Below are 12364 nucleotides of genomic sequence, written 5' to 3'. Positions count from 1 at the left end.
TGTGGGGTGGTGTCAGACGGCAAGCGTGATATGAGAGCTGCGCAGAAACAGTCGCAAGGGCGCCAGGCACAAGAGTCCCGTGAGACCGGCCATCAGGGCGAAGGCTTCAAGGCTGTCACCGGCACCCAGTGCGGCGATAATCGAGCCGCCGCCACCCATGACGGCGATGGAGATCATGCCGATCATGGCCGAGACCAGGCCTTTGCTGTCGTCGCTGGAGAACAGGGCGAGCCGGTACAGCGCGGCATTGCTCATGCCAAGACCGATGGCGTAAAGCGATAGGCAACTGACCAACAGCACCGTTGAAGCACCGGTGAACGTTATGGTGATCAATGCAATGAGCCCGCCGCAAAATGGCCAGAGCGCATATCGAATTAGTTGGGGCAGTTCAGTGTTGGCAATCAATCGGTTGAGTATCAGATTGCCGAGAATGACAGCCGCAAATACCGGGATTTGCCACAGGCCATACTGCAGAGGAGAAAGTCCCTGGCTCTGGATCAGCAAGATTGGCGCCAGGCCGATCCAGGCAATCAACGGCAGGCTCATTAGACCCAGGGCGACGGTAGCGCTCAGGAATTGCGTGTTGGTGAGTAAAGCGGCGTATCGGCGTACAGTGCCGCTCCATTCAAAGGGCACTGCAGCCAATTGTTGACCGTCCTGGCGCACAGTGCCCACGGTTTCCGGCATGAACAGGTAAAGCCCGACCCAGACCATCGCGCCGCCGACACCCAACACTAAAAACAGCTCCCGCCAGGAAAGCCATTCCAGCGCCAGGCTGCCAAGCAGTGGGCCGAGCAGCGGGGAGAGCAGCGCAACGTTCCCCAGCAACGCCATGATTTTTACCGCGTCGGCTTCGCAGAAGACTTCTTGCAGGGCGGGATAGCTGACTGAAATGACAAATCCCAATCCGATGCCCTGAATCAGGCGCAAGCCGTTGAAGGCAAGAATGCTCTGCACGTAGAACGCCGCGGCACAGGCCAGAGCGAACGCCGCACAACCGATGAGCAACAGCCTGCGACGACCGAAGTGATCGGACAATGGACCGATAAGCCACTGCAGAAGAATGCCGCCAATCAAGTAGAGATTGAAGGCATATGGAACGTGACTCGGACTGGCATCCAGTTGACGGGTTACGGTCAACATGGCCGGCATGATCATATCGCTGGCCATATAAGTCAGCAGTTCGAAAAGAGTGATTGCAAGACAAAACCCCAATAATCGAGGCGGACTTATATCTATCAAAGGCTTGCGCATGGTGTTCCTGTTGGTGCTGGAAGTTAGATAAGGCAGCAGGGCAAGAATAACCATGGCTCATGAATAATTATATGTGTTTGTGGGAGGCTAAGAGTTACAAGACTTTTCGTTATGTGTCTGGCTGGGAGTTCAGGGGAAAGATGAGTGGGGTTTTGTAAATAAAATTACAGTGAGATAAGAATAATCCTACACAGTAAATGCCCGCTATAGAGCGGGCATTTGTACGTAACTTGTAGGATAAGTTCTTCGTCTTGAGAGTGAATAGTAAGTTTTTCACTGGTCAAGAAAGTAATTTAACGTTATCGATGCTGATAGTAGGCCGGTCCGCCACGGTCGTAATGGTGGCCGCCATGCCAGCCGTTATTAGGAAAAATGATGCAGCCACTCAGGGTCAGGAGGGCGAGCAGTGGAATCAGCCGTGTGATTCGACGGAGCATTTCAAAAATCCTCATGGTTATCGTCGCAATGAAGTCAAAACTCTTCATCGGCTGTAACATGAGACCCCGTTTGCAGCCTCTCATTCGCGCAGAACTGTAGGGGTTTGGTATGCAATCGGATACAAACCGGATACATTTTTTTGGTTCAGGAACCCGTAATGACCCAGTCACAACGTTTGAAATACTCGATTCTGATTTCCCTGGTGGTACTGGGGATCATGTTCGGCCTTTCCTGGCTGCAAAACGCAGGGTTCATCAGCGAGAAGCTGTTCCAGTACATCGCCATTGGCGTAGCGGTGATCGTGGTGGTCATCAATGGCGTGATGCGTCGCAAGGTCAAGCCTTGAGCGACGCCTTCTGGCCTGATTGCTCACCATGAAGGACGGCGACAGCCTGTGGATGCAGGCTGTAGCTTTTGTCCGGATTGAGCGTAATCACGCCTTCACTGCACAAGCGTTTCAACACTTCGCGGACACTGAGAAAGGACAGGGGAATGTCCAGTTCCAGCAAGTGACTGTGCACGCCGCGCACGCCCAGGCTGCGGTCGCTTTCGGCGGCGCTCAACAAGGCGTCGATGACTTTCAGGCGAACCAGGCTGGTTCGCAGGCCAAAGCACTTGAGCAGAAACCTGATCCGTTCGTTGCCCTGGCGTTCGGTCTGTTGGTTGAAAACGCCGGAGTTCATGGCGCTGTCCTTTGATGCATGGCTACCATCCGTTGGCAGTTGCGGGTTGTACATGCAAAAACTCCTTTTCAGAGCCTGATCATGAAATGTGATGGGTGCTCTCAATCAATAAGACGAACGAGCCGGGAAATAATGAAGACCCGCATGTAGAAAATTTGTCGCCGCGACGTCAGCGCTCTGTGAGATGGGCGTGGGGGATGCCCTCAAAGGCCTAATTTTTTTGTCATTTGCTTCGTTTTTCTGAAAGGCGCATTGCGTGTCATACGTCTTTTCGATCAGGAGCGAGCGTGATTATTTCCAGGCAGTTAACCAGGTTGAGCCTTGCGGGTGTGTTTCTGGGGCTGAGCCTTGCGGCAAACGCGCGCAGCCAGTCAGAGCAGGTGACGGCCGACATCCGTCGTACCAGTTTCGGCGTACCGCATATCCGTGCCGAAAACGAGCGCGGGCTCGGCTATGGCATTGGCTATGCCTACGCTCAAGACAACTTGTGCTTGCTGGCCAACGAGATCGTCACCGTCAATGGCGAGCGTTCGCGGTATTTTGGCCCGGAGCAGGTGACGGTCGAAGAGCGCGGCAACCTGGCCAGCGATCTGTTTTTCAACTGGCTGAACACCCCCGAGGCTGTCGCCGGTTTCTGGCAGGCGCAACCCCCTGAGGTCCGTGAGCTCATTGAAGGTTATGTGGCGGGTTACAACCGTTCGCTGACAGAGCGTCAGGCGCAGGGTCTGCCGAAGCAATGCCAGGGCGAATGGGTGCGCGCGATTACCGCCCAGGACTTGGTCAAGTTGACCCGTCGTCTGTTGGTCGAAGGCGGTGTGGGCCAGTTTGCCGAAGCGCTGGCCGGCGCGACTCCACCTAAAGCCGTCGCTCATGCGGCAGGCGACCCGGCGTCCTTCCAGTTGGCGGCTTCGCGCATGCAACGGTTCGCTCTGGATCGTGGCAGCAACGCCGTTGCGGTCGGCAGCGAGCGTTCGTTCAACGGTCGCGGGATGCTGCTGGCCAACCCGCATTTTCCTTGGGCGGGCGGGATGCGTTTCTATCAGATGCACCTGACCATTCCCGGCAAACTGGACGTGATGGGCGCCGCGTTGCCCGGTCTGCCGATGATCAATATCGGGTTCAACCAGCATCTGGCATGGACCCACACCGTGGATTCGTCCAAGCATTTCACCCTGTATCGCCTGCAACTCGATCCGAAGGACCCGACCCGCTACTTGCTCGATGGCAAGTCCTTGCCAATGAAAAAGCAGACGCTGGCGGTCAGCGTGAAGCAACCCGATGGCCAGACCCGGCAGATTTCCCATGTGGTCTATAGCTCGGAGTTCGGGCCGATTGTGCAATGGCCAGGAAAACTGGACTGGAACAATCAGTTTGCCTACAGCCTGCGCGATGCCAATCTGGATAACGACCGGGTCTTGCAGCAGTGGTACGCGATGAACCGTGCCACCAGCCTCAAGGATTTACAGGCTTCGGTGCACAAGATTCAGGGGATCCCGTGGGTCAACACCCTGGCGGTGGATGATCAGGGGCAGACGCTTTACATGAACCTGTCGGTGGTGCCGAACGTCAGTACCGACAAGTTGGCCAAGTGCAGCGATCCGCGGGCCGGACTCCAGATGATTCTGCTCGATGGCTCCAACAGTGCTTGCGCCTGGGACATCGACCCGCACGCCGCGCAAAAAGGTATTTATGCGGCAGACAAATTGCCGCAACTGCTGCGCAAGGATTTTGTGCAGCATTCCAACGATTCGGCGTGGATGGCCAACCCGGCGCAACCGCTCACCGGTTTCTCACCGTTGATCAGTCAGGACAGCCAACCATTGGGGCTGCGTTCGCGCTTCGCACTGGAGCGTCTGGGCAGCTTGAAGAAGGCCGGCCCTATAGCGGCGGCGGATCTGCAACACATGGTGATGGACGATCAGGTGTATCAGGCGGCCCTGGTGATGCCGGACCTGCTGCAATTCTGTGCCGCGGACCTCGGCCCCGATGCGCCGACGCTGACGTCGTTGTGTGCCAGTCTCAAGGCTTGGGATCACCGAGTGAATCTGGACAGCGGGCTGGGCTTTGTGCATTTTCAGAATGTCATGCTGGAGTTGCAGCAAGTCTCTGACCTGTGGCGTGTGGTGTTCGATCCGAAGGATCCGCAACACACCCCGAGTGGCCTGGCAATCGAGCGACCGGAAGTCGCCAAAGCGCTTCGGGCGGCGATGCTGGCCTCGGTAGAAAAGGTCAAGACCCTTGGCCTGAAGGCCGACAGCCGCTGGGGAGATATCCAGGTGGCCAGCAGTGGCGGGCAGCAAACGCCGATCCACGGCGGGCCGGGCACGCTGGGTGTGTATAACGCCATTCAAAGTGTGCCGAGAACCGACGGCAAGCGCGAAGTTGTCAGTGGCACCAGCTATTTGCAGGTGGTGACGTTCGATGACAAAGGGCCGCAGGCTCAGGGTTTGCTGGCATTTTCGTTGTCCAGTGACCCAACGTCGAAGTATTCCCGGGACCAGACACTGGCCTTTTCGAAGAAACAGTTGAGTGTGTTGCCGTTCACTGAGCAGCAGATCACGGCTGATCCGCAGTACCAGGCTCAGACGATCCGCGAGCAGGATGAAAAGGTGGGGAAGATCGCCGCGCAATAACAGCAACAGCGTTTAAATGAAAAAGTGAAGGCCGCACCCCGCAAGGGTGGCAGCCTTCAGCTTTTTGGGGCTTGTTGTGGCATCGAGTTGAGGACCGGATTGCCGTCCTGGTTGCGGGTCAGGTAGACCGGCAGCACCTTGGGCAACGAAGCCACCAGGCTGTTGAGCTCTTTGATGTTGTAGATACCGCCGAGGCGAATCGAACCAGCGCTGTGGTCCGCGAGCATCACCGGTTTGTTCAGATAACGATTGATCAGGGGCAGGGCATCGGTCAGCGCCAGGTTATCAAGCACCAGTTTGCCGCTGCGCCAGGCCAGCGACTGGTCGTTGGCATAGGTCTGGCTGATTTGCGGGGTGAAGTCACCGTGTCTGTAACGCGCCTGCATCGCAGGTTCCAGACGTAGACCGTCGCCGGGCAGGGCATCGTTGCTGGTCACCAGCACGGAACCCTCGATCAGGTTCACGCGGACCTGGTCTTCATACATCCAGACGTTGAATTGGGTGCCGGTGACGCGAATCCTGCCGTCGCCCGCCCTGACAATGAACGGGTGCTGCACATCGTGGCTGACGCTGAAGAAGGCTTCGCCTTTTTTCAGCGTGACACGTCGTTGATCCTTGTAATTGCTGAACGTCAGTTCACTGCCCAGGTTCAGCTCCACCTGGCTGCCGTCGCCCAGCGTGACCTGACGAACATTATCGGTCGCCTCGAAATGCTGGTAAGCATTGGGCAGCCACCCCAGGTTCCATCCGGTATACGCCGCCAGTGGCAGCGCCAGGGCGCAGACGGTGGCGGCGATGCCGAAGGTGCGCCAGGGCGTTGCCGGTTTGAGCCGAACAGCCGGTGTGGCGGATTCGGGACGAGGCAAATCCCCCGCAACATCCCAGATCTCCAGCATGGCTTCGTACTCGAAGGCGTGCAGCGGATGAGCATCACGCCATTGCTCGAACGCCAGGCGTTCCTCGGCCGTGCAGTCGGTGGCATGCAGACGCATGCACCAGTGCGCAGCGGCATCGGTGATGGCGTCGTATTGGGCTTGGGAGAGAGAGTGGTCGGTCATTGACTCATCCTGATTTCCTGCATTCTAACCTTGAGGGGAAGCCTGCGAGAACAACCGTCATGGCATTTCCCCATCAAAGTGGCGCTTATTTTTATGGTTCAAGGAGTGCTGGTGTGCAATTGGCGCCCTAACTGACCGATTAACCAGGACACGCTATCAGCATTGCCGAGTTGCACAGCCAGTCTGGTCGTTGAGTCCCTCATGAAGCGCTTGCGGGCATCGTCCAGAGTCTGTTCACCCGTTAATTTCAAAACATGCTCCAGCATCCGATCAGTATTGTCATAAGTGGTACTGCCAAAATCTTCCCATAGCCCGGAATCAGCGTTCTCGAGCTTGAACAGTTGATTCAAGGGGGACTTGCTCGATAAGGCGGTCCGCTGAACATCAGTCAATGCTTTTTTGAGCTGCCTGGCCCGGGCGCTCGACGTTTCTATCAAGTCGGCAAAAGGTCTGGAGGCGTCGAGATAACCAAGGTCTTCTGTGTCGCACACAATGTGCGACAGTTCGTGGATCAAGGTGGAAGCGCGGGCATGAGGCCGGATGGGGAAAGATGCATCAGACAGATAATTGCGGTAATGGTCTAAATGCGGGAGAAAGAATTTCTCTGCCAGGTAGACTTTCCGCTGGAGGTCCGTAGGAATCGTGAAGGCGAAAGTACTTTCCCTTTCTTCATGGGTTCTCCCGACCACAAACCGCCTGGACTTGGCATCCCTGAGTGTGGGATCCAGCAAAGCACCAAAAATATCGCCGACGACTTTTTCCAGCATCGTCATATGTTCGGGCAGCACTGTCGGTACATCGAGAAACTCCATAATGACCTGATGTACAGGCGTGACCTTGTTACCCGGGGTTTTGAGTAGTTGCAGGTTGCGGAAAGCGTTCCAGGCATACGTGGTCGCCTGGTCAAGACTTTCGTCGATCACTCGAGCCCTGACGGGAAACAGCATGCGGATTTCTGCCATTCCATCGGCTTCGACATTCATGCTTTCCCTTACTGAAAGAGCTGTCTCCAACCTGTTACGCCTGCTGTAGCGCGGAGCCAGCGCTTTCAAATCCAGCACCCATTGTCTGGAGGTGTTCTGGCGTAGATTGGGACCATGGGCATCGTCGCCGCCGATGCACCAACGCGCGCCCCGTTTTTCGAGTGGATACACTTTGCCTTCAACCGGGGCATAGTGTTTTTTTGTCGTCGGATGGGTGTAAAGCCCAAGCGTCGGGTTCGGCGTCAACGAGCCCAGGTCGACATCGGGACTCTCATAGCGCTGCAAGTGAGTGCGTTCTGGAGCGGTGATGTCGACGTCTTTCCATTTGAACCGGGTGTCGGGTGTTGCGGGTGTCGGCTCAATCACGGACAAGGATGAGGGCGTCTGGTTTTCCATCGATTGCCGCAAGGTGGCGAGTTGCCCGATGCCGCTGATGAACGCCTTTATAGCGGGGCCCCACTTGTGCGTTTGCAGGTCTTCGGCGGACTGCTTGATGTCCCGGTAACTGCGCCATATCGTGATCGGATAAGCGAGTTTGCCCATGAAAAACGTAAAAGCCTGATGCAAGTCCTCACCCAATACATGCTTGATGGTTGCCCATTCGCCCTGAGCATGGTTGTCCGACTGACACCCCAGTAAACGGGTGAGTAACGCAGCATTGTCGTTGAACAAGTGCCTGAACAGGTTTCCCTTGATCGGACTGGACGCCAGAGTAACTTCGCTGAGGTGATGACTGGTGTGCGTCATCCGGTTTTCCACCAGGATCCGATCAGGCTGCGGCAGAGTCTTGAGTACCCAGTCGTGCAGCGCGCCCCGGGTCTTCATTTCGGTCACCAGTTGTCGTTCATTTTCATATTCTTTCACGCCATGCCGAGGACTATAGGGCGCTATAAGGACCTGTGGCCCTGCGTTGTCCGACGTTGAGCCGATCAAATAGAGGCCTGGCACTTTGATTGTCTGCCCGCTCTTGATACCTATGAACTCAAGTGGGCGGATGATCGCCTTTGCGCCGTCGACTGCGGCACGGGCGATGGCGTCGGGCATGTCCATGACTTGCCGGATCAGATCAAACCCGGTCTCGCTCAGACGCTCCTGCAGTTTTTCCGAATGGGCGTAGTGCATCAATTGCCAGGGCAATTGCGTGGCGAACCGCTTTCTGCGATCCGCCGCGCTGACGTGCGTATCGGCAAAAGCTGTGTTCAATATCGCTTGCTGATGCTCGCCCAGCTTCAGGTTACGTATCAGGTTTTTGATGTAACTCTGGTCCATGTCGTCAGGAATGGCGGTGGCATTAAGCGACACCAGTTTGAAGACGGTTTGTTCCAGATCCTTAATGTGGGTCAACGCAAACTCGGTCAGGGTTTGTATCACTGTCCCGGATGTCGGGCGTGGGCTGATGTGTATCTCGACATTGTCCGGGTCAATGTCGAAGGCGTCTGCCTTGAGTTGCTTCTGCAATTCATGGTGTGCGGTGCGCGCCAACGTGCGAATGCCGCTCAGGTAGTCCTTGTCATCGGTGGCGTTATTCAGATATTGCTGAAGCAGTTCGCCGTGCAGCATCTGGTCTGCGATAGAGGCCTTTGCCAGCCATGCCGGAAGCAATTGCTGGGTTGTCAGGGACCGGGCGATGTCCGTTGCACGTTGTAACCCCGTCTTCGGTTCGCGCAGTGCCACCAGGTTCAGCAGTCTGGATAGGTTCGTAACGGAAAGCGGTGTCTTCAGTGCATCCTCAATGGACGTCAGGTCGAGGTGAACATTGGGCCTTTGTACATGATCGAAGAAATTGCCGTGTACCCGTTGCAGCGGTGCCAGGTTCACTATCTGCCTGGGCAATCGCTGGCCGCGTCCGAGGTTCTCCAGCAGCGTGCTACGTTCATCTTCGTCTTGCAGGCGTCTTTCAAGTGCGGTCAGCAAGGGTTTGAGTGACGGGAATGCTTCAAAGCCAAGCGCCGGGGTCCATACAATGGCCTTGCCCGAATGTATCGGGTCCAGTCCGCCTCGTTCAGTCAGCACAAAACAACTGGCCAGTTTCAACAAGTCGGCGGAGTTGCCCACCTTAAGCGCCAGAGAGAATACGTCGGGCAGAAAGCCGTTAAGTGCAGTGCGTTGCAGGCGCACCGGGGTATCGAGCACCGTTTTGATGATCGCCTGTTCCGTTGCACCTAACGTATGGGCGACGGTTCGCAGTTTGAGTTCGCTGCGCAGCGCCGTTGACAGGATATGGGTGAAGCTTGATTGCAAGCCTTCCAGCGATGAACCGACGAGACGTTGCGCTTCAGCGACCGTGCGGGTTGCGGCGGGAATGGCGGGGTGGTTTTCAAGGCGTTGTTCGAGCGCCTGTTCGACCGTGGAGAGCAGGCTCAGCTGTTCTTTGGCCGACTCGGCGCGCACGGTGGCCGGTTGCGCGCTCCAGCGCTGGTCTGCTTGGGTGCTCCAGCGCCCGGCGGCGTCGGGGACCAGCAGCCGATCGTCGATCAGGCCTCGAACATCCAGCGCCTTGTCGAGCAGGGCGTGGAGGTTGAGCGTGCCTTCGCTTTCACGGTACCGGCTCAAGGCGTAGCTCAGGTTTTGCAATTGTTTGGCAAGCACGTCTGCCATCAGTTGTTCAAACACCGGACCGACAATCGGTTCACCGATAATCACTGGATCGTGAGGTTTCAGATCAAGAAACGTGCCGCGCTCATCCAGCGACATGAAATTGAGCAGCGTGTCTTCATGCCCTTCGCTTTTCAGCATGCGCAACACGATGCTCTTGATGGCGGGCAGGTCGCTCGTGGCCTCGATGCCTCGGGATTGGGTGTACAAAAAACCGAGAGTATCGTCACCGCCGATCATCAAGGTCGAGGCCAGTTCCGCATAGTGCTTGTAGGGGGCGGTGACACGCACTTTTTCGATACGCAGAGAAGCGCCCGGGGTGGGCATGAGGCTGATGTTCATAAGGCGCAGGTATTGCTGCACGGACAAAACACCTTGCTGGCATTTGAGCAACAGATTCACGTGATAGGTGTCGCGCATGCATTCAGTTAAAAACTCCGCGCGTGATCGTCCGCCATTCATGGGCATGTTCCAGAACGTCTCGAGCAGGCTTTGCAGGTGTGGTGTAAAACTTTGCGCGATTTCCGTGATCGCACTTTCCCATGCCTGGTTATCGGCGTTGCTGCTCACGCCGTGCCGGGGGTTGGAAAAAATCCGGTAGTCGCCGACGGGCCATTGATTGGTCAGGTAATACTGCAGGAGGGCGTTGCCCAGCGGTAGCGCGGACATCTTGTGGCTATTTTCGGTATTGTCGAAGGCGGAAACGGTGTTGATAAAGCTCTCCAGTCGCGTGTGGCGCTGGTCCAATCCGGGGAAGGACCTGGCCAAGGCAATCTTGAGGGTTTCATCGAGCATCGATTGCAGGGTCGGAGTCTTTATCAGCTCGGCCATCATCGCCTGGATGTTGTGCGCTCCATTGCGCTCGAGTGCGGCCTCCTGATCCTGAAATACCGCTCCTTCGATGGCTTGTATGGTGATGTCTGGCGTGGCGGCTGCCAGCACAGCGGTGCGTTGTTCGATTGAGAGGTAGCGCAGTAATTCTCGCTTTCCGGTGTCCTGCACCAGCCACTCCTTGAGTTTGCTTTTCACGTCGTCCATGTCGGCGAATTTGATCAGACCTTTCCAGGGTGTGTAGAGCGTTACCTCGCCGTCATTGGGTCGGCTTATTGCAAAGGCACCGGCCAGTGGAATGTCGGCCGCACTGGTCTGGCTTAGAAGCAATCGGTCGACGTGCATAGGTTTGCTGTGTGTCTTGCGCGCTACCTGGGTCGGGAGGTAAACGCCCTTTAACCATTTCAGGTCATCAAGGGTGAAGTTCAGCGCTTTCTCGCGATCACCGGGTTGTTTGGCATTGGATGCACGTTCTGCCTCGTCGAAAAAATACGGCAGTGCTGGAGCAGTCATGGTTTTTCCTCGATCGGCTGCGATCGCTGGCGATCGCAAGTTGTTGGCTCGAGGGAAAACAGTAGGACCAACGGAAAGCCCGGGTGCGGTACATATTGCTTGAGCTGATTCTTTGTCGCAGTCTTGACAGGACGCTGGTAAAACAGCGCTTAATCGACGACTTTTTCGGTTGCCCAGTAACCTCGCTTGACCTGTTGCCCATACCCAATAATAAAACCGGAGCTTCAGATGACTGCATCGCCTGAAATGGCCGTCAACTCGAACACCCCAAACCTCGATTTCGACGCGCTCGTTCAATTGCTCGAACAGATTTTCCTGCGCCATGGCACCTCAGCCGATGTCGCCAGAACCCTGGCCCTCAACTGTGCCGGGGCCGAACGTGACGGGGCTCACAGTCACGGTGTTTTCCGTATTCCCGGTTATGTGTCGACGTTGCAGAGCGGCTGGGTCAATGGCCAGGCTGTGCCGGTGGTCGAGGACGTGGCCTCGGGTTTTGTCCGGGTTGACGCCGGTAATGGATTTGCCCAACCGGCTCTCGCGGCGGCGCGGCCCTTGCTGGTGGAAAAAGCCCGCAGTGCCGGCATTGCGGTGTTGGCGATCCGCAATTCCCATCACTTCGCCGCCTTGTGGCCAGACGTCGAGCCGTTTGCCGATGAAGGATTGGTGGCACTGAGCGTGGTCAACAGCATGACCTGCGTGGTGCCGCACGGTGCCGATCGTCCACTGTTCGGGACCAACCCGATTGCCTTCGCCGCGCCCAGGGCCGACGGTGCGCCGATTGTCTTCGACTTGGCGACCAGCGCCATCGCCCATGGCGACGTGCAGATCGCCGCGCGTAAAGGCGAACGCTTGCCAGCGGGCATGGGCGTGGACAGCCTCGGCCAGCCGACTCAGGACCCGAAAGCAATTCTCGAAGGTGGCGCGTTGCTGCCGTTTGGCGGGCACAAGGGCTCGGCGCTGTCGATGATGGTGGAGTTGTTGGCGGCGGCATTGACTGGTGGCAATTTTTCTTTCGAGTTCGACTGGTCGAACCATCCGGGGGCCAAAACCCCCTGGACCGGGCAACTGCTGATCGTGATCGACCCGAGCAAAGCGGCGGGGCAAAACTTTGCCGAACGCAGTCAGGAACTGGTCCGGCAGATGCACGGTGTCGGGCTCAAGCGTTTACCGGGTGATCGGCGTCACCAACAGCGCGCCAAAGCCAATGTTGAAGGCATTGCACTCGATGCTCAGACGCTGGCCAATCTGCGGGAATTGGCTGGGCTTTGAAATAACCACGCTTTTTTTTTGTAGGAGCCAGGGGGGGGGGGGGGGGGGGGGGGGGGGGGGGGGGGGGGGGGGGAGGGGGGGGGGGGGGGGGGGGGGGGGGGGGGGGG

At 57.0% G+C, this 12364-nt stretch carries 8 protein-coding genes; 3 read left to right on the top strand and 5 right to left on the bottom strand.

Annotated elements, in window-relative coordinates; genetic code table 11:
* Positions 1-12: 12 nt before the first annotated feature.
* Both AC1RO5_RS24670 and AC1RO5_RS24665 read right to left on the bottom strand, forming a co-directional pair.
* Positions 13-1254: an MFS transporter gene (locus AC1RO5_RS24670; protein WP_493178144.1), complete on the bottom strand. Its 1242-nt coding sequence runs from the start codon at positions 1252-1254 to the stop codon at positions 13-15.
* Positions 1255-1553: 299 nt separating this feature from the next.
* The gene (locus tag AC1RO5_RS24665) at positions 1554-1691 is read right to left on the bottom strand and encodes a hypothetical protein (RefSeq protein ID WP_493178143.1); all 138 of its coding nucleotides are present in this window, start codon (positions 1689-1691) and stop codon (positions 1554-1556) included.
* A gap of 158 nt (positions 1692-1849) precedes the next feature.
* Between AC1RO5_RS24665 and AC1RO5_RS24660 the strand changes: the two genes are divergently transcribed.
* Entirely contained in the window at positions 1850-2038 is a 189-nt protein-coding gene (locus AC1RO5_RS24660; protein WP_007937845.1) for a hypothetical protein, read from the top strand.
* Here AC1RO5_RS24660 and AC1RO5_RS24655 read toward each other — a convergent pair.
* The gene (locus AC1RO5_RS24655) at positions 2028-2429 is read right to left on the bottom strand and encodes a fe2+ zn2+ uptake regulation protein (RefSeq protein WP_493178141.1); all 402 of its coding nucleotides are present in this window, start codon (positions 2427-2429) and stop codon (positions 2028-2030) included. The genes AC1RO5_RS24660 and AC1RO5_RS24655 overlap by 11 nt on opposite strands.
* A 233-nt stretch (positions 2430-2662) precedes the next feature.
* On the opposite strand from AC1RO5_RS24655, the gene pvdQ reads away from it, so the two are divergent.
* Entirely contained in the window at positions 2663-5008 is a 2346-nt protein-coding gene (gene pvdQ / locus AC1RO5_RS24650) for a bifunctional acylase PvdQ (RefSeq protein ID WP_493178139.1), read from the top strand.
* A gap of 56 nt (positions 5009-5064) precedes the next feature.
* Here pvdQ and AC1RO5_RS24645 read toward each other — a convergent pair whose 3' ends face one another.
* Together AC1RO5_RS24645 and AC1RO5_RS24640 are read right to left on the bottom strand one after the other, a co-directional pair.
* A complete protein-coding gene (locus AC1RO5_RS24645) occupies positions 5065-6066 on the bottom strand; it encodes a FecR family protein (protein WP_493178137.1) in 1002 nt (333 codons plus the stop codon).
* 98 nt (positions 6067-6164) lie between these two features.
* Complete coding sequence (locus tag AC1RO5_RS24640; RefSeq protein WP_493178136.1) at positions 6165-10988, bottom strand: dermonecrotic toxin domain-containing protein; 4824 nt, start codon at positions 10986-10988, stop codon at positions 6165-6167.
* Between the two features lie 228 nt (positions 10989-11216).
* On the opposite strand from AC1RO5_RS24640, the gene AC1RO5_RS24635 reads away from it, so the two are divergent.
* Positions 11217-12257 (top strand): Ldh family oxidoreductase, encoded by a 1041-nt coding sequence (locus AC1RO5_RS24635; protein WP_493178134.1) that lies wholly within the window; start codon positions 11217-11219, stop codon positions 12255-12257.
* Positions 12258-12364: the final 107 nt, after the last annotated feature.

The sequence above is a fragment of the Pseudomonas sp. GW822-FHT02G04 genome, assembly GCF_058802085.1.
This window is presented reverse-complemented; position numbering and strand designations above follow the sequence as displayed.

What these genes read in the sequence shown, in the direction of transcription:
- AC1RO5_RS24665 (WP_493178143.1), bottom strand. Translation starts at nt 1,691, where the DNA reads ATGCTCCGTCGAATCACACGGCTGATTCCACTGCTCGCCCTCCTGACC.
- AC1RO5_RS24645 (WP_493178137.1), bottom strand. Translation starts at nt 6,066, where the DNA reads ATGACCGACCACTCTCTCTCCCAAGCCCAATACGACGCCATCACCGAT.
- AC1RO5_RS24670 (WP_493178144.1), bottom strand. Translation starts at nt 1,254, where the DNA reads ATGCGCAAGCCTTTGATAGATATAAGTCCGCCTCGATTATTGGGGTTT.
- AC1RO5_RS24660 (WP_007937845.1), top strand. Translation starts at nt 1,850, where the DNA reads ATGACCCAGTCACAACGTTTGAAATACTCGATTCTGATTTCCCTGGTG.
- AC1RO5_RS24635 (WP_493178134.1), top strand. Translation starts at nt 11,217, where the DNA reads ATGACTGCATCGCCTGAAATGGCCGTCAACTCGAACACCCCAAACCTC.
- AC1RO5_RS24655 (WP_493178141.1), bottom strand. Translation starts at nt 2,429, where the DNA reads ATGTACAACCCGCAACTGCCAACGGATGGTAGCCATGCATCAAAGGAC.
- AC1RO5_RS24640 (WP_493178136.1), bottom strand. Translation starts at nt 10,988, where the DNA reads ATGACTGCTCCAGCACTGCCGTATTTTTTCGACGAGGCAGAACGTGCA.